The organism is Paenibacillus bouchesdurhonensis (genome assembly GCF_900155685.1).
Lineage (GTDB): Bacteria > Bacillota > Bacilli > Paenibacillales > Paenibacillaceae > Fontibacillus > Fontibacillus bouchesdurhonensis.
Genome location: NZ_LT732548.1, coordinates 38,062 through 56,308, shown reverse-complemented (window position 1 = coordinate 56,308; position 18,247 = coordinate 38,062). Strand labels below are relative to the sequence as shown.

The 18,247-nt window shown below is 49.4% G+C and carries 17 protein-coding genes; all 17 read left to right on the top strand.

The features are described from left to right. Nucleotides 1–35: 35 nt before the first annotated feature. Complete coding sequence (locus CZ379_RS04350) at nt 36–1,172, top strand: 3D domain-containing protein (protein WP_110930534.1); 1,137 nt, start codon at nt 36–38, stop codon at nt 1,170–1,172. Between the two features lie 113 nt (nt 1,173–1,285). Further along, a complete protein-coding gene (rnmV, locus tag CZ379_RS04345) occupies nt 1,286–1,840 on the top strand; it encodes a ribonuclease M5 (protein WP_110930533.1) in 555 nt (184 codons plus the stop codon). Between the two features lie 6 nt (nt 1,841–1,846). Next, nucleotides 1,847–2,731 (top strand): 16S rRNA (adenine(1518)-N(6)/adenine(1519)-N(6))-dimethyltransferase RsmA, encoded by an 885-nt coding sequence (gene rsmA / locus CZ379_RS04340; protein WP_110930532.1) that lies wholly within the window; start codon nt 1,847–1,849, stop codon nt 2,729–2,731. A 24-nt stretch (nt 2,732–2,755) separates the two neighbouring features. Next, nucleotides 2,756–3,706 carry a sporulation peptidase YabG gene (gene yabG, locus CZ379_RS04335; protein ID WP_110930531.1) on the top strand — a complete coding sequence of 317 codons (951 nt, stop codon included), beginning with the start codon at nt 2,756–2,758 and terminating at the stop codon, nt 3,704–3,706. 213 nt (nt 3,707–3,919) lie between these two features. Further along, nucleotides 3,920–4,198 (top strand): biofilm formation stimulator Veg, encoded by a 279-nt coding sequence (veg, locus tag CZ379_RS04330; RefSeq protein WP_110930530.1) that lies wholly within the window; start codon nt 3,920–3,922, stop codon nt 4,196–4,198. A gap of 170 nt (nt 4,199–4,368) precedes the next feature. Further along, complete coding sequence (locus CZ379_RS04325) at nt 4,369–4,545, top strand: small, acid-soluble spore protein, alpha/beta type (RefSeq protein ID WP_110930529.1); 177 nt, start codon at nt 4,369–4,371, stop codon at nt 4,543–4,545. A gap of 190 nt (nt 4,546–4,735) precedes the next feature. Continuing rightward, nucleotides 4,736–5,590 carry a 4-(cytidine 5'-diphospho)-2-C-methyl-D-erythritol kinase gene (gene ispE, locus CZ379_RS04320; RefSeq protein WP_110930528.1) on the top strand — a complete coding sequence of 285 codons (855 nt, stop codon included), beginning with the start codon at nt 4,736–4,738 and terminating at the stop codon, nt 5,588–5,590. 71 nt (nt 5,591–5,661) lie between these two features. Next, a complete protein-coding gene (gene purR / locus CZ379_RS04315; RefSeq protein ID WP_110930527.1) occupies nt 5,662–6,492 on the top strand; it encodes a pur operon repressor in 831 nt (276 codons plus the stop codon). Between the two features lie 183 nt (nt 6,493–6,675). Next, the gene (gene spoVG, locus CZ379_RS04310) at nt 6,676–6,960 is read left to right on the top strand and encodes a septation regulator SpoVG (protein WP_110930526.1); all 285 of its coding nucleotides are present in this window, start codon (nt 6,676–6,678) and stop codon (nt 6,958–6,960) included. A gap of 125 nt (nt 6,961–7,085) precedes the next feature. After that, a complete protein-coding gene (glmU, locus tag CZ379_RS04305; protein WP_110930525.1) occupies nt 7,086–8,483 on the top strand; it encodes a bifunctional UDP-N-acetylglucosamine diphosphorylase/glucosamine-1-phosphate N-acetyltransferase GlmU in 1,398 nt (465 codons plus the stop codon). Between the two features lie 211 nt (nt 8,484–8,694). After that, entirely contained in the window at nt 8,695–9,648 is a 954-nt protein-coding gene (locus CZ379_RS04300; RefSeq protein WP_110930524.1) for a ribose-phosphate diphosphokinase, read from the top strand. Nucleotides 9,649–10,142: 494 nt separating this feature from the next. Continuing rightward, on the top strand, nt 10,143–10,703 hold the full coding sequence (gene pth, locus CZ379_RS04295) for an aminoacyl-tRNA hydrolase (RefSeq protein WP_110930523.1): 561 nt from the start codon (nt 10,143–10,145) through the stop codon (nt 10,701–10,703). Nucleotides 10,704–10,867: 164 nt separating this feature from the next. Continuing rightward, complete coding sequence (locus tag CZ379_RS04290; RefSeq protein ID WP_110930522.1) at nt 10,868–11,098, top strand: anti-sigma-F factor Fin; 231 nt, start codon at nt 10,868–10,870, stop codon at nt 11,096–11,098. A 150-nt stretch (nt 11,099–11,248) separates the two neighbouring features. Continuing rightward, nucleotides 11,249–14,773: a transcription-repair coupling factor gene (gene mfd / locus CZ379_RS04285; RefSeq protein ID WP_110930521.1), complete on the top strand. Its 3,525-nt coding sequence runs from the start codon at nt 11,249–11,251 to the stop codon at nt 14,771–14,773. Beyond that, complete coding sequence (locus tag CZ379_RS04280) at nt 14,760–15,911, top strand: peptidylprolyl isomerase (RefSeq protein WP_110930520.1); 1,152 nt, start codon at nt 14,760–14,762, stop codon at nt 15,909–15,911. The genes mfd and CZ379_RS04280 overlap by 14 nt, the downstream gene beginning before the upstream one ends. Before the next feature lie 323 nt (nt 15,912–16,234). Next, nucleotides 16,235–16,777: a stage V sporulation protein T gene (gene spoVT / locus CZ379_RS04275; RefSeq protein WP_110930519.1), complete on the top strand. Its 543-nt coding sequence runs from the start codon at nt 16,235–16,237 to the stop codon at nt 16,775–16,777. Between the two features lie 238 nt (nt 16,778–17,015). Continuing rightward, nucleotides 17,016–18,247, top strand: a 1,232-nt coding sequence (locus CZ379_RS04270; protein ID WP_110934239.1) for a polysaccharide biosynthesis protein, incomplete at its 3' end; no start/stop codon positions are given.

Here is an 18,247-nt window from a genome sequence, read left to right as displayed (position 1 = left end):
TTGACCTAGGGCGGGACTATGAAGGAGGACGGAAAGTGGGCATTTTCCAGAAAGAAGAGACCCATGAATCGCGCTCATCCAGTATGTCTTACGCATTACGATGGAAGCATGAGAATCTACGTCAGATATCGGTCGTCACTTTGTTAACTGTCGCAGCGATCTTTGTCATTCTAATTTGGCTGAATGGCAACAGCAAGAACATTTATTTGGTGGTAGACGGGCAGATCCAGGAGATCGAGACCCGCAAATCTTTAGTGAATCAAGTACTGGATGAACAATCTATCGTGCTGAGCCAAGGCGATACAATATCGCGTTCGCTCGAAAGCTCTCTCAAAGAAGGAGATCGGATCGTTATCGTAAGGGCGGTTCCGGTACAGGTGAGCGTGGATGGCGCAACGAAGTCGCATTTAACGACTCAATCCAGTGTGCAGGGCATTATCAATGAGCTTGGTATTAAGGTGAATCCGGATGATAAAGTCACTCCGGAGCTAAGCAGCAAAGTTACTTCCGACCTCAAAATCAGCGTCGTACGTGTGGCTAAGCACACGGTACAGACGAAAGAGACGGTGCCATTTAACGTCGTCAAAACCTCTGATCCTAATTTGGAGAAGGGCCAGACGAAGGTGCTACAGCAGGGCAACGAGGGAGTAGTTGTCCATCACGTTGAAAAAGTGTATGAAGACGGACATTTCGTATCCAAGCGTTGGCTGAGCAAAGAGATTGAGACAAAGGCTCAAGACAAGGTGGTCGCTGTCGGTACGAAGCCCAAGCCAGAGGCTGTGCTTGCCGCTAACATTACCCGCACTGCGGATCAAGTGGATATCAGCGGAACAACAACCAAAGGCGGTGTCTCATTTAAATATAAAAAGGTGCTCAAAAACGTCACATTAACCGCTTATTCCGCCGAGGAAGACGGGATCGGCACAAAGACCGCCTCCGGAACTCGCGTAACGGAAGGCAGAACGATTGCCGTGGATAAGAGCGTCGTTCCTATGGGCTGGTGGGTGTATATCGAAGGCATAGGGTTCCGCAGGGCTGAAGATACAGGTGGCGCCATTAAGGGCAATAAAATGGACGTTTATTTCGATAGTTTGAAAACGGCAAAAAACTTCGGTCGTAAAAAAGGACGTACCGTTTATGTAATCGGGCCGAACAAACCAGAATTAAACTAATTCCTGTTTTACATTGCAAAGGGAATAAGATACTATAGATAAATGAAAAAGGTATGTAAAGAAGAGGAGAAGTCCTCTTCTTTTTGCGTATGAGGAAGAGGGTTAACTTTCCGATGATCAAAGAAGTCATTGTTGTAGAAGGGCGGGACGATACGGTCGCCGTCAAACGAGCCGTCGAGGCTGATACGATCGAAACCGGGGGTTCGGCTATCAATGAGACTGTACTGCGTAAAATTGCATTGGCTCAGGAGCGCCGCGGGGTCATCATTCTGACGGATCCAGACCATGCCGGCGAGCGAATCCGCAAAATCGTCGCGAACAAGGTACCCGGCTGCAAACATGCTTTTCTTCGGGAAGCCGATGCTACGCGCCACGGCGATATCGGCGTGGAGAATGCCTCGCCCGAAGCCATCAGGGAAGCGCTGGCACGTGTGCATACAGAGACTGGAACTGCCAGGAATGATGATAAACTTATCGATTGGGAAGACTTAATAGAAGCGGGCTTGATCGTTCACCCGTCAGCCGCCGCCAGACGGCGCGTGATTGGCGAATTGCTTGGCATCGGTTACTGTAACGGCAAGCAGCTTTATAAGCGGCTTACCGTATTTCGGATTAGCCGGGAGGAGTTTGCGGCTGCGCTGGCTCAACTGGAGGATAAAGGGGTTTAATGTACGATGAGCAGAGAAGATATATCGACACCGCGCCGAACGAAGGAAATTATCCAGCGGCATGGGTTTTCATTTAAGAAAAGCCTCGGCCAGAATTTTCTGGTCGATCAGAATATACTAGCCAAAATTATTGACGCGGCCGGCTTGGACAAGACTAAAGGGGCTCTGGAGATCGGGCCGGGCATCGGCGCGCTGACAGAGAAACTGGCGCAGCAGGCAGGCAAAGTAACCGCGGTGGAGATCGACCAGCGGCTTCTTCCTATTTTGGAGGAGGTGCTGGAGCCGTACCCGCATGTTAATGTCGTACATGGGGACGTTCTTAAGCTCCATTTGCGCGAGCTGTTTGAACAGCAGTTTAAAGATGTATCTGGAGTCAGTGTCGTGGCGAATTTGCCGTATTACGTTACCACGCCGATATTGATGAAGCTGCTGGAGGAAGGCTTGCCGCTGGAGCATATCGTCGTGATGATCCAGAAGGAGGTTGCGGAGCGCATGGCTGCATCTCCCGGCGGCAAAGAGTACGGCAGCCTTAGCATCGCCGTTCAATATTACAGCGAGCCCGAGCTCGTCTGTATTGTGCCGCATACGGTGTTCATTCCCCAGCCCAATGTGGAATCTGCAGTAATCCGTTTAAGCGTCCGTAAGGAGCCGCCAGTATCGGTAGAGGACGAGGCTTTCTTCTTTGACGTGGTGCACGCTTCCTTTGCACAAAGAAGGAAGACGATTGCGAACAACCTGAAGAGCCGATTTTTCCCGAAGGAAGGCCGTGAACGGCTGGAGCGGTTCCTTGCCGAAGCGGGCATAGAACCAAGCCGAAGGGCGGAGACGCTTTCCTTGCAAGAGTATGCTGTGCTTAGCAATGTGCTCTATTCAGCTGGCTTGAAGCAATAGAAAATTTGATGAGTGCAAGAATGGATGTCTGTAACCAATCTCAGCTTTCGCCCATACCTTAGGGTAGAGGTGATTCATTTGACGAATTTGGGAGACTTGGTCGTCCGAAAATCATACGGCGGTGACGTGACTTTCCGGGTGGAGAGCATACAACGCAATGAAGCTATGATCAAGGGAACAGAATTCCGACTGCTGGCCGATGCGCCTTTGCACGATCTTGTGAAGGTCGATCCGGCCTCTCCAACGGAGAAGGCAAAGAGAGCGCGCATCAAGGCGACAGAGTCGCTTAAACGGCTGCATCGAGATCGGCAAGAGCAAACCGAACGCAATCAGGCTAGTCTGAGTCAATTATGGTACGCACAAAGTGAGCCGTCTTATTTTGAAGTCCCAGGCAAGGTCCTGCATCTGGACGGGGATGAACGATATTTGAAGAAGAGTCTTGATCTGTACGAGAAGCTCCGGGTTCCCGCTCATGGTTATTATGTGACAGAATCGCAGATGGCCAGTGCTTTATACCGCCTGCTTCCTGGTATTCGCCCGGATATTGTCGTCATAACAGGACATGATGGTGTCCTTAAGAATCGTCCGCAAGCAGATCTTTACAATTTGTCGAGCTATAAGAACTCCAGCCACTTCGTTGAAGCCGTTCAGGCGGCAAGACAGTACGAACGTAACTTCGATGCATTAACCGTAGTTGCAGGAGCATGCCAGTCTCATTTCGAGGCATTGCTGCAAGCCGGGGCTAATTTCGCCAGTTCACCCTCTCGCGTGCTTATTCACGCGTTGGATCCGGTATATATTGCGGCAAAGGTGTCCTTTACCTCGATCCGGGATACCATTAACATGATGGATATATTAAATAATACGATCAGTGGCACGCAAGGAGTCGGCGGAATCGAGACGCGTGGCAGTTACCGGATTGGATTGCCGAAGCTCAAAGATTTATCCACTTTGAAGGTAGTGCCGTCCATGTAAACTTATTTTGTAAACTCTGTTTTTTTAAGAGGCACCGTGAGGTGCTTTTTTTGTTTTTTCAAGATTTTTTAGCCGATAATTTGGCTGTTAAAAATATGTCGAAAAAAAATCGTTGACAATACTTTTTTCAGACTGATATAATTATTGGTTTTGCATTTGACATGTACTCAGCTTTTGTGTATAATGGACAAAGAAAGAAGGTGGTCACAGGCAATGGCTAAAAATACGCTGTCGGAAATTAAGCATAGTCTCGACGCTTACGTAGGACAGAAAATTATGCTGCGTGCAAACGGTGGTCGCCGTAAGACCGTCGAACGTACCGGCGTATTGGAGGAGACATATCCATCTGTCTTTATCGTGAAACTGGATGAAGAGCAACAGACCTTTAAGCGAGTGTCTTACAGTTATGCCGATATACTTACCGAATCCGTTGAAGTAATGATTTGTGACGACAACAGCGACAACGAGATGCGGATTACGTATATTAAATAGTGAGCATCATGTTCAGTTAGTAAACGGCGATCCGCATCCTGCGGCGCCGTTTTTTTCTTTTTTCGCCTCTTTGGCGTTTCCTTGGCAGGTATTTCGCCGTATGAAGGGCTACGGACAGCGCATACTATCCAATGTTCCTACATCCATCACCCTGTAAGGAGGGGCATGCCATGGCGCGGAGACGGCGCAGTGTAATGTCGGAAGAGCTGAAGATGGAGCTTGCAAAGGATTTGGGGTTCTACGACACCGTTCAGCAGGAAGGCTGGGGGGGCATTAAGGCGAAGGACGCCGGCAATATGGTGAAGAGAGCAATTGAGCTGGCAGAGCGTGCAGCTACACGGAAATAATTCACAGGGGGCCTTCCTGATTCAGGAGGGTCCCCTGTTTGTTAACATATTAAGAAAAAATCGTACACAACCCAGGTATTTGTCCGTCTGTAATAGACTAAGCCGACAGTTAATTTTATAATATGGTAAACGTTATTACTTGCTTAACATTAGAAATGATTCCATGGACATGCTGAGGGTGGTGTACGCCTTGAAAATTTACGAGAAAGCTCCGGCAAAAATCAATTTGATGCTGGACGTATTGCATAAGCGGCCGGATGGCTATCATGAGGTTGAAATGATCATGACCATGGTGGATTTAGCTGATCGCTTGGAAATGGAAGCCCTCTCGCGGGATACGATCATTATTTCGAGCCAGGCGGGCTATATTCCGCTGGATGAGAAGAACCTGGCCTTCCAGGCGGCTAAGCTGATTAAAGAACGGTACAACGTCCGCAGCGGCGTGTATATTCATTTGGATAAAAACATTCCAGTAGCCGCAGGCTTAGCCGGCGGCAGCAGTGATGCTGCTGCGGCACTGCGCGGTTTGAATCGGCTGTGGGATCTAAAGATCCCCGCAGAGGAACTGAAGCAGCTTGGCGCCGAATTGGGGTCGGATGTACCCTTCTGCATTACAGGCGGAACGGCGCTAGCGACTGGCCGAGGAGAGCTGCTGACCCCCCTTCCCAATCCGCCGCAATGCTGGGTCGTGCTGGCGAAGCTGCCGATCAACGTATCGACGGCGGAGATTTATGGACGTTTTCGCAGCGATGAAGTGGTGGTGCATCCTTCGGCGGGGCGCATGCTACAGGCGATCGAGCGTTCCTCTTTTCAGGGGGTATGCGAGGAACTAGGCAATGTGCTGGAAGAAGTGACTCTTAAGCTCTATCCCGAGGTGGCGCATCTTAAAGAAACGATGTTGAAGCTTGGAGCGGATGGAGTATTGATGTCTGGCAGCGGTCCAACTGTATTTGGCTTGGTTTCCAAGGAATCCAAAGTATCGCGGATTTATAATGGGCTGAGGGGATTTTGTAAAGAAGTCTACGCTGTACGCTTGCTTACTTAAGGAAGACTTGAATAAAGACGTACAAACGTGTAATATTTTCATTAAAATATTCGGATTTAGAGGGGTACTTCGTGAAAAAACTAAAAAGAAGCGCTCGATTGGTGGAAATGACGCGATTTCTATTGTCACGTCCCCATCATTTGATACCACTGACCACTTTTGCACAACGTTATGGTGCGGCCAAATCATCTATTAGCGAGGACTTGGCTATTATTAAAGAAGTATTCGAAAACGAAGGCATGGGCGAACTCCACACCTTGGCTGGAGCTGCTGGAGGGGTGAAATATATTCCTAAGGTAAGCAGAGAGCATGCTCTAGCATTTATTAACCAGCTGTGCGAGAGATTGTCCCAGCCAGATCGTATTTTGCCTGGCGGTTATTTGTACATGTCTGATTTATTAGGTCAGCCTGCACTAATGAACGAGGCCGGAAAGTTATTTGCAACTATTTTTTCAAATCGGGAGATCGACTGTATTATGACGGTAGAGACTAAGGGAATCCCACTTGCTTATGCCACAGGTGCTGAGCTGAATTTACCAGTCGTACTCGTAAGGCGGGACCATCAGGTTACAGAAGGGTCTGCCGTTAGCATCAATTATGTATCAGGCTCGCACAAAAGTCTGCATACGATGACCTTGTCGCGCCGTGCGCTCAAAGAGAAATCCAGAGTCCTAATTATGGATGATTTTATGAAGGCCGGAGGCACGATCCAAGGGATGGTAGACCTACTTGCCGAATTTGACGCGAAGGTGGCAGGTGTCGGTGTGCTCGTAGAGTCAGGCGAGATCGAGTCGGAACAAAGATTGCTCCAGGACTATGTGTCTTTGGCGACGCTCACGGTAGTTGATGCTAAGGGGAAGGAAATAAAAGTCGAGCCTGGTAACTATTTCTCAATAGAATAGTTGGTCAATTCTTCTGTCGATTCATTAAAAATCGGCTATGATCTAGACGAATCATGTCGAAAACCTCATGTTTACAAAAAAATTCCTGAATTTAGGGTATTTTGTTCCATAAAAAAGGAGGATTTCCGTTGGCTATGTGGAATATTACACCAAGTCCCTGATGGAAAAAGGTGGTGAACACATATGCAAATTACGGATGTAAGGCTCCGCCGAGTCAGCTCGGAAGGCAGAATGAAGGCAATTGCATCCATTACCATCGATAACGAGTTTGTTGTTCATGACATTCGCGTCATCGACGGAAATAATGGAATGTTTGTAGCAATGCCTAGCAAGCGCACACCGGACGGGGAGTTCCGGGATATCGCGCATCCAATTTCTTCAGGCACACGCGAGAAGATTCAAGCCGCAGTATTGGCTGAGTACGAACGCGCTGCTGACCAAGAAGAAGTTATTGAAGAAGGGGCTTAAGTACTGGTTTTGTCTAACCAATTGGGGTTCGAAGAAAAGGGTGCCATGTTAATCATGGCTCTCTTTTCTTTTTGTCTTAAATAAGATATATTCAGTAATGAGTTTAAGAGAAGGAGGCCGGGGCCTTGAAAAGATTAGCGATTATTCTTGCTGCAGGACAAGGGAAGCGCATGAAGTCCAAGCTTTATAAAGTGCTCCATCCCGTTTGTGGCAAACCGATGGTAGGACATGTTCTGGACACGGTAAAGCAAATTCAGTGTGAGCGAAGCATTGTGGTGGTTGGCCACGGTGCAGATGCGGTACAGTCTTATCTCGGAACGTCAGCAGAATACGTGCTGCAGGAGCAACAGCTAGGCACGGGTCATGCTGTTAAGCAAGCTGAATCGCTGCTTGCCAGCGAGGAAGGAATTACGATCGTCATTTGCGGAGATACTCCGCTCGTGAAGCCAGAGACGCTCGAGGAGCTCATCGCTTTGCATACGAACAGCGGAGCTGCAGCTACCGTGCTGTCTGCCTGGACGGAGAACCCGCAGGGATATGGTCGGATTATCCGGGGGGAGAATGGTTCTGTTGTGCGAATCGTAGAACAGAAGGATTGTTCTCCGGAAGAAGATGCGGTAAAGGAATTTAACACAGGTACTTATTGTTTTGATAATGCGAAGCTATTTGCCGCTCTTGGCAAAGTAACGAACAACAATGCCCAGCAGGAATATTATTTGACGGATGTAATCGGTATTCTAGTGAATTCCGGCGAAGTTGTTGAAGGTTATATGACCGAGGATTATGCGGAATCGATCGGTGTTAACGATCGGCTGGCCCTGTCAGAGGCTGAACAGTTTATGCGGGAGAGAATTGCCCGGAAGCATATGCTGAATGGGGTGACCATCATTGACCCGCAATCAACGTATATCGGCGCAGATGTTCAAATCGGAGCGGATACTATTCTTTATCCGGGAACATTGTTGACGGAAAATACGGTGATCGGCGAGGACTGCATCATCGGGCCAGGGGCGGAAATAAATAATAGCAAAATCGACCACGGCGCGGAGGTTAAGCATTCGGTACTTATGGATGCCGAAGTAGGTAGCAAAGCTACCGTTGGACCTTTCGCTTATTTGCGTCCAGGGGCAAAACTTGGAGCGCACGTTAAAGTTGGCGATTTCGTGGAAATCAAGAATGCTTCAATTGACGATGGCTCTAAAGTGTCGCATTTGAGCTATATCGGTGACGCCAAAGTAGGCAAGAATGTAAATATTGGCTGTGGTGCGATAACTGTTAACTATGATGGTTATAATAAGTCCATTACAGAAATTGAAGATGATGCGTTCGTAGGCAGCAATGTTAATTTAATTGCGCCGGTGAAGGTCGGTAAAGGAGCTTATGTCGTTGCAGGCTCGACGATTACTCAATCCGTACCGGAGAATGACGTTGCTATCGCCAGAAATCGGCAGGAGAACAAGGCGGGATATGCCGAGAAGCTTCGTAATCGGGCTAAGGCAAAGCATGATCGGGAGAAGCAATGATAGCCCATGTTCACAAAGTGAACAACCTCTAATAGTAATGTCATAGCAAGATAGTGTAATATAGAAGTATGTGTTCATTTATGTATGAGCCGAGGAATCTTGATTACGGCAGTAACAGTATGACAACATAGCAATGGAATGTAGACGCAGTAACCATTTTAATGACCAGATCGATTTGAACTATCGATACAGCACGGAGGGTTTTTATTTTATGACTTATTGTGATTCTAAACTGAAGATATTCACCTGTAACTCTAATCCCAAATTGGCGCATCAAATTGCCGATTACATCGGTATCCCGATGGGAGATTCGGAAACGACAAGCTTCAGCGATGGAGAAATCCAAGTGAAGCTGTCCGAGAGCGTACGCGGTTGCCACGTATATATCGTACAATCGACCTGCGCGCCGGTTAACGATAATTTGATGGAGCTTCTTGTCATGGTGGATGCTTTGAAGCGGGCTTCGGCCAAGAGCATTAACGTGGTTATCCCATATTACGGATACGCTCGTCAGGATCGGAAGGCACGCTCCCGTGACCCTATTACAGCAAAGCTAGTGGCCAATCTGATTGAGAAGGCCGGCGCACATCGCGTCATTACAATGGACTTGCATGCGATGCAAATCCAAGGCTTCTTCGATATTCCGGTTGATCACATGCTGGGTGTGCCGATTCTTGCCCAGTATTTCCGTTCCAAGCAAATTTCAAATCCGGTCGTCGTGTCGCCAGACCATGGCGGTGTAGTACGTGCACGAAAATTGGCGGATTTCCTGAACGCACCGCTTGCGATTATCGATAAGCGCCGTCCAGAGCCGAACGTCAGTGAAGTGATGAACATCATCGGTAACATCGAGGGCAAGACAGCTATACTCGTCGATGACATCATTGATACGGCTGGTACGATCGTTCTCGGCGCCAATGCCTTGAAAGAGGGCGGTGTTGAAGAGGTATACGCTTGCTGTACGCATCCAGTGCTGTCTGGTCCGGCCATGGAGCGTCTGGAGAATTCTCCGCTGAAGGAAGTTGTGGTTACTGATACGATTCCAATTACGCAACCGAACCCAACGAGCAAGCTTAAAGTGTTGTCGGTCGCTCCGCTGATGGGAGAAGCGATTATTCGCGTCCATGAGGAGCTCTCCATCAGTAAACTGTTCGAAATCGAATAAGGATTCCTTGTTATTCGGGGGTTACATCTTCCATACGGAAGATGTAACCCTTATCGGCGTATTTACGTCTATATAGACATGCGATGAATTTCGTCGAAAAGAAACGAATCCCAAACGAAGAGCGTCTCCAAGCAAGGAGTTACGTATAAAGCACACCCCTGCAGGAGCGAGGCTAAGAGCGGGCCCGTCAGGGCGGCAAGCGGCTCAGAGCATAATGGTAACCCTGGAGCGCCGAGCGCAGCCCCATTCCGCAGCATGTTTCCAGGTTGCCCGGGTGCACCAAAAGTAAGACGTACCCGAAGGGGGAAAAGCGTTCCACGCACCGAAAGTAGAGCGCATCCCCAAAGGGGACAGCGGGCAGTAGCGCCTCTGTACCTCCCACGTTCCTCCAATTTGCGGGAGTCCCGAGGGCTGCAAGCCTTGCGGGGGCCCTCCCTTACGGTAAGGGAGGGTTTGGGAGGGTTGAGACCAGAGTGAAAGGAGCACATCACCTCATGAAATGGTTTGTAGGCCTCGGGAATCCGGGAGCCCAATATGGGAAGACAAGGCATAACATCGGATTTATGGCGCTGGACGAGCTGGCAAGGCGGCATAGCATTGATATCCGCCAAAGTAAATGCAAAGCCCTGATAGGCGATGGCATAATCGGCGGGCAGAAGGTTGCGCTCATTAAACCGATGACTTACATGAATTTGTCCGGTGAAGCGGTAAGGGCGTTCATGGATTATTACAAAGCCAGCCTAGAAGACATGATCGTCGTATACGATGATCTGGATACCGAAATAGGCAGAAACCGCCTTCGTTATCAAGGAAGCGCTGGCGGCCACAATGGGATTAAGTCCATCATTCAACATACGGGAACTCAAACGTTCAATCGGATTCGGATGGGCATCTCCAGGCCGGAGCCGGGATATGCGGTTGTCGATTACGTACTGTCCCCTTTTGCAAAAAAGGAGAGACCGTTACTTGACGATTCCATCCAGGAAGCATGTGATGCGCTTGAGTTCAGCCTCGATCATACCTTCGAGCAAACGATGGCTAAATTTAATCGCTGATCAAACGATCTGGGGCGCTATGATTGATTCTGTGATCAATTTCTCCCCCTGAAACCAGAACCTAAAGTTTATGCTAGCATCCAGAACACGGATTGCTAAATAGGGCTAAACGTCGTTTATCCGGGGCATACTGGAGGTATAATGATGTTTCAGGAGGCATATAGATGGCAATAAACTATGTATGCAGACATTGCCGCACGCAAATTGGCCGAATTGAAGCTGCTCACGTATCCGAAGCGCAGCTTGGTTTCCATTTCTTGACCCCCGATGAGCGGAGAGATATAATAGCGTATGATTCGAGCGGCGACACGACGGTTCGCGTCACTTGCGATTATTGCGCCGAAGCGCTTTCGAATCATCCGGAGCTGACACTGCTCAACAGCCCGCTGCAATGACAGGCGGAACAAACAGCGCAGTTATACATCGATGGTGATTGAATAGAGCCTTGGCACGGTTGCTGAGGCTCCTTTTTGCTTCGAGTCCACAGGCCGTGAACAAAGGGCAAACATAGATTTTTAGTAAGTATTTTAAGAGAGGTGCCTCATTTGCTACAAGCACTTATACAAGCTTTTTCTAAAGACTCCGATTTTGCTACTGCTATCGCAGGCGTAAATTCGGGAATGAAAGAACAATTGATTTCCGGCTTATCCGGATCGTCTAAACAAATTATGCTGGCCGCAGCGCACAAGGAAACAAACCGTCCATTGCTTGTCGTGACTCATAACATGTTCGCAGCTCAGAAAATCGCAGAAGATTTACAGGAAGCGCTATCGTCCGATGAAGTGCTGCTGTATCCAGCCAATGAGCTCGTAGCGGCAGAGTCGGCGGTATCCAGTCCCGAGACGCTGGCGCAGCGAATAGAGGTACTACTGAAATGCTCCCAAGGATTCCGGGGGATTGTGGTGGTGCCTTATTCCGGCATTCGCAGATACATCCCATCGCCTGAAACAATGGCCGCCGCCCATTTGGATATATCTCTTGGCGGTACGCTGCAGTTGGATCATTTCTTGAGTAAAATGGTCGAGCTCGGCTACGAGCGCGTGGAACGCGTAGAGTCGCGGGGAGAGATGAGCATTCGCGGGGGAATTATCGACTTCTACCCGCTGACCGCGGAACTCGCTTATCGAATTGAACTGTTCGACGATGAAGTTGACTCAATACGAACGTTTGATCCGGCGGATCAACGCTCCATTGATCAGGTGAAGCATGTATCGGTGCCTCCATGCAAGGAGCTCATCGCCTCTAAGGAACGCTTAGCCAAGGCAGCACAGCTCGTCTCGGAGAGACTGGAGCAGCAGCTGGAGAAGATGACCGACCGTCAGGCTAAACAAAGATTAAAAGAGGAAATTTCCAGAGAAATCGAACTGCTGCGTGAGCAGGTTTATTTTCCTGAGAATTATAAATATATCTCACTAATCTATCCTGAGAACAAAACGCTGTATGACTTTATGGCTGATGATACACTGCTGATTCTGGACGAACCGGCCCGGCTGCTGGAAACGGCGAAGCAGTTGGAGCGGGATGAAGCAGAGTGGCATTTACATCTGTTCCAGAATGGCAAGAGCCTACCTGATCTGCCGCTTGCGATGGAGGGAGATCAGGTTCTTTACCGTCGTTCTTTCCAGACATTGTTCCTGTCGCTGTTCTTAAGGCAGGTGCCTCATGTTCAGCCGCAGAACATCATCAATTTTGTGAGCCGGGCAATGCAGGACTTCCATGGCCAAATGAATGTACTCAAGGCAGAAATGGATCGGTGGAGGAAAAGCGGAGCGAATGTGATCATGCTGGCGAACGGCGAGGAGCGCATCGAGCGTGTGCGCCGGGTGCTGCTTGACTATGGCATCGATGAACCGACCTTACTGCAAGGCAATCTACAGTCTGGGTTTGAGCTGCCCTCGGTGCATCTGGTCGTCATTACGGAAGGAGAAATGTTCTCCAAGAAGCAGCGTAAAGCTCGTAAAGTAACGAAAAGCATGGATAATGCCGAGCGCATTAAAAGTTATACCGAACTCAAAGTAGGCGACTATGTCGTTCATCAGAATCATGGGATCGGTAAATACCTCGGTATCGGCACATTGGAAGTTGGCGGCATACACAAGGATTATATGCACATTATGTATGCGGCCGGGGATAAACTCTCCGTACCGATCGAGCAAATCGACCTGATTCAGAAATATGTGGGCTCCGAGGATAAAGAACCAAAAGTATATAAGCTAGGCGGGAACGAATGGACGAGGGTTAAGAACAAGGTTCGCACCTCGGTACAGGACATCGCCGATGATCTCATCAAGCTGTATGCTGATCGTCAAGCTTCGCCTGGCTATGGATTCGAGAAGGATACACCCGAGCAACAGGAATTTGAAGCGATGTTCCCTTATGACGAGACCCGAGATCAGGTCAGGGCTATTGAAGAAATCAAAAAGGATATGGAGCAGCCGCGGCCAATGGATCGGTTGTTATGTGGAGACGTTGGCTATGGGAAGACGGAGGTGGCAATCCGGGCCGCTTTCAAGAGTGCGATCGAGGGAAAACAGGTTGCTGTGCTGGTGCCGACGACGATTTTGGCGCAGCAGCATTATGAGACATTTCGCGAACGATTTGCAGGTTACCCGATCAACATCCAGACGTTAAGCCGCTTCCGCAGCCGCAAAGAGCAGAATGAGACGATCAAGGGCATCCGGCAGGGAACGGTGGATATCGTCATCGGCACGCATCGCCTTCTGTCGCAAGATGTGGTTTTCAAGGATATAGGCCTATTAATTGTCGATGAGGAGCAGCGGTTTGGCGTAACTCATAAGGAGAAGCTCAAGAAGCTGAAGACGAATGTGGACGTTCTAACCCTAACGGCGACGCCGATTCCAAGAACGCTGCATATGTCTATGCTCGGTGTTCGGGACTTATCTGTTATCGAGACGCCTCCAGAGAATCGTTTCCCTGTCCAGACCTATGTCGTGGAGCATAGCCAAGCTCTGGTTCGTGAGGCAATCGAACGGGAACTGGCGAGGGGCGGGCAAATATACTACCTGTATAATCGTGTTCAGGGTATTCAGGAAATGGCTGCGCAAATATCGATGCTTGTTCCGGAGGCTAGAGTTGGAGTGGGGCACGGTCAAATGTCGGAGCAGGAGCTGGAGAAGACGATCCTCGACTTCCTCGACGGCGAATATGATGTGCTGGTCAGTACGAGCATCATTGAGACCGGGGTGGACATTCCGAACGTAAATACACTTATCGTGCATGACGCGGATAAAATGGGCCTGTCCCAGCTCTACCAATTGCGCGGAAGGGTCGGTCGCTCGAATCGGATTGCCTACGCTTATTTCACCTATCAGCGAGACAAATCGCTGACGGAGGTGGCGGAGAAGCGACTACAGTCGATTAAGGAGTTTACAGAGCTAGGTTCCGGCTTTAAAATCGCAATGAGAGACCTATCCATTCGGGGGGCAGGAAACCTGCTCGGTGCGGAGCAGCATGGATTCATCGCGTCTGTTGGCTTTGATCTTTACTCCCAAATGCTGGCTGAAGAAATTCAGAAGCGAAAGGTATCGATGCTTGGCGAAGAGGCGCCGGAGGACAAGACATGGAATACGACGATCGATCTTGGCATAGATGCTTATTTACCGTCAGACTATATTTATGATAGTATTCAAAAGATCGAAATTTACAAAAAAACGGCCTCAGCAGCAACCTTCGAGGATGTTGCGGAGCTGGAGGACGAGCTTCTCGACCGATTCGGCGAGTTGCCGGAGGCTGTAGAAAATTTGCTGTCCGTCGCTCGGGTGAAGCTATACGGCAAGCTCTACAGTATCGAATCCATGACGCGGCGGGGTGACGAGGTAGTGATTAAGTTCCTTGATGGCCGCGAGAAGGACATCATTCCGGGCAAACTTGCGGAAGTTGGCAATCTGTTCGGAAGGCGTGTACAATTTAATCAGGGTTCGGCGATGCTGATCCGAATCAAAACCAAGGAATTGGACGATAAAGCATTGATGGGTTTGCTGGAGCAATTCCTTGAGGCCCTGAAGGTTTCGTTCAAATTGAAAGGGGAACTACAAGATGTCTCGAAGTAAAGCACGTTCCTGGAAGACGCTTTTTATCGCGCTTGTCGCGGTATTAACGGTTTCCATGCTGGCAGCATGCGGGAAGAAAGAGGATAACACGAATAAGGAAGCAGCAAATAACGGTGGGAGCAATGGTAAAGTAGTTGCCACCTATGAAGGCGGAGAGATCACGGAGAAGGAATTCGATCTTGAGCTTCGCATCATGAAGACACTTCAACCGCAAATGGGGCAACTGTTAGAGTTGGACGATTTTCGGGAATTTCTGGTGAAGCAAGCCATAACCTATGAATACTTGTCAGAGAAATCAGACGATAAAGCCAAGAAGGAAGGCAAGAAAACGGCGGAAGATCAACTAAAGGCGATCAAAGCGCAAATGGGCGATGAGACATTCAAGGAAATGCTGGGAGCCCAGAATGTAACTGAGAATGAATTGCAAAATTATATGACCCGTATTTTTACAGTAGTGGCTAGTCAAACGGCCGGAATTACGGAGGAAGACATCAAGGCGGAATTCCAAGCGACGAAGGACGACTATACAAAAGCATCTGTTCGTCATATCCTGATTGGGTTAACGGATGCAGAAGGCAAGGAGCGCAGCAAGGAAGATGCCTTGAAGCTAGCCAACGAAGTGAAGGCCAAGCTCGATAAAGGGGAAGACTTTGCGACCCTGGTGAAGGAATACTCTGATGATGGACAGCAAAATATAGAAAATGGTGGCTTATATGCAGATGCTTTAGTTTCGCAGTGGGTGCCGCAATTCCAAGAGAAAGCGAGGACGCTGAAGATAGATGAAATCAGCGATCCGGTAGAGACGGATTACGGCTACCATATTATGCGGGTTGAATCGCGTACGGAGAAGAAATATGAGGATTTAACCGAAGAGGAGAAGGACATGATCAAGAACTTGGTCGGTTCGAACAAACTGGACGAGTTCATGGAGAAGGATCTGGACAAGCTCATCAAGAAGATCGATCTGCCTAAGGCGGAGAACAATACAGAAACTGACAACGGGGCCGAGACGCCACCGGCGAGCGAAGGCAACGCGGGCACAGATTCCGAAGGAACGAATAAGGGATCTGACAATAGCGGAAATGCTGGAGCAACCAACAGTGAGCAAACGGACGGGGATGCAGGGACCACGAAGTAAGGCAACTTAGGCTTCTTATTCAACCTTGAAGGCCGCAGCGCGAATCATTTCGCGCTGCTTTCTTTTCCCAATTCGTGTTTGAAGCTGATTTCAAGCACAAATCCAATGAATAAGGTGCTGGAAAGGGATGAATACTATGGTCAGAATCACAGAAGCCGAAATCCCTTTATTATATACACAAATCGCCGGCCAGATTGCCTAAAGCAAGAGGGGTGCAAACCGTCTGCCAAATTGCGGACTTTTGGAATTACGTACTAAAGGGTAAGGAGAATATTCATCAGACAGTAGTCAAAACTTCTTAAGAAAGCGGGGCAACATGTGATATGAAAGCTACTGGAATTGTACGACGTATTGATGATCTTGGACGGGTGGTTATTCCTAAAGAAATCCGCCGCACACTGCGGATTCGCGAGGGAGATCCGCTCGAAATTTTCGTGGATCGCGACGGTGAAGTGATTCTGAAGAAATATTCCCCAATCGGCGAATTAGGCGATTTCGCCAAAGAGTATGCGGAATCTCTATATGAGAGCACAGGTCATATTACCCTAATTTCTGACCGGGATACGCTGATCGCAGTAGCTGGTGCTTCCAAGAAAGAGTATTTGGACAAGCAAATCAGTTTGCTGCTGGAAAGCAGCATGGATGGGCGAAAAATTCTACTCGAAACCAACACGGGAAGCTATGAAATTACTAAGGATCATCCGGAGAATATATCCTCTTTTGTTGTTGCACCGATCATTTCGGGCGGAGACCCGATCGGTACAGTGGTGCTGATGAATAAGGATGATGCCGTAAAAATGTCAGAGCTTGAGTCGAAAATGGCTGAGACCGCCGCAGGCTTTCTCGGCAAACAAATGGAACAGTAATCCTGTTCCGTTAAGCTGATGATCTCCCGCTACTGCAAACGGTGATGCGCCGTTGGGCAGGCGGGAGTTTATTTGTTAAGGCATGTCCAGCCGGGAATTATGAGGCGTAAAGCTATGCTGTATCAAGGCTTGGTGGAGAGGAATTCGTATGCTGCAAGCTGCTTTCAGCTTTAACGGGGGACGGAATCGTCTTATAATGGTACCTGATGCACATTTTGAATTATAAAGTAGGGTGCTTATGAAGGACGAAACAACCGAACCCCGGTCATCCAAGCTGCTGAAGGGAGCCGCTGTTCTGGCACTAGCGGCCATTGTGACCAAGCTGCTGGGAACACTGCAGAAGATTCCGCTGCAAAATATAGGGGGAGACGGGGTATTTGGAATATACAATACCGTTTACCCGTTCTATATGATGATTATTACGCTGGCTACGGCCGGTTTTCCGACGGCAATTTCTAAGTTTATCGCGGAGCGCCACGTACTTGGAGCAGAGGCGGGCAAACGAGCTGTCCTGCGAATGGCTAGTCTGATTATGGGGCTGCTTGGAGCAGCGGGCTTCGCCTTGCTGTATTTCGGGGCTCCATTATTGTCGCGAGCCATCGGCAGCAGCCAGCTCATTCCAGCTCTGCAAAACGCCGCCCCGGCTTTGCTGTTCATACCGCTTAGCGCAGCATTCCGCGGATATTTTCAAGGGCTTCAGGAAATGGTGCCGACGGCGGTATCTCAGGTTACGGAGCAAGCGGTGCGCGTGACAGTGATGATTATTTTGCTTATTTACTGGACGGGGCTTGGCGCCCCGGACGATGTCATTGCAGGAGGGGCCTTTGCCGGATCGGCCGCAGGCGGAGCAGTTGGACTCTTTGTCATGCTTATTTATTGGCGTCGAGGTTTTAGAGTAAAGGGCGGGGCAGCATCTGGGCGAAGGAGTGCCAGGACGTCAATTTCGGACGAGTCTGAGTTGGCCGGGGTACCTAACCTGATGGGAAGCGCTCATCTGGAAAAAGGGACGAAGCTATTGGGGTCGATGCTCGCTTATGCGATTCCCGTCTGTCTCGCTGCGCTTGCCGTTCCGCTCATCAGTTTAGTGGATACCTTCACGCTTCCCAGGCTGCTGCAAAGCAGGGGGGCGAATGAGCTGCAAGCGATGGCAGAGGTCGGCATATACAATCGGGGCGTACCGCTCGTTCAATTGGTGACCATGCTGGCCTCTTCTCTATCCGTACTCTTCATTCCTGCGCTGACGGAGCTGCGAATGAAGAACGACCGAGAAGGCATACAGCGGCAGACGACAACGGCACTGCGCTGGTTCTGGCTGATCGGCCTTGCCGCATCGGCCGGTCTCGCCTTGCTGGCGCAGCCGATCAACGTGATGCTGTATGAGGATGCTGCCGGCAGCGACACGCTGGCGTGGATCGCTTGGACGGCGGCCCCTGGCGCGCTCGTCACCGTCAGCGCCGCGCTGCTGCAGGG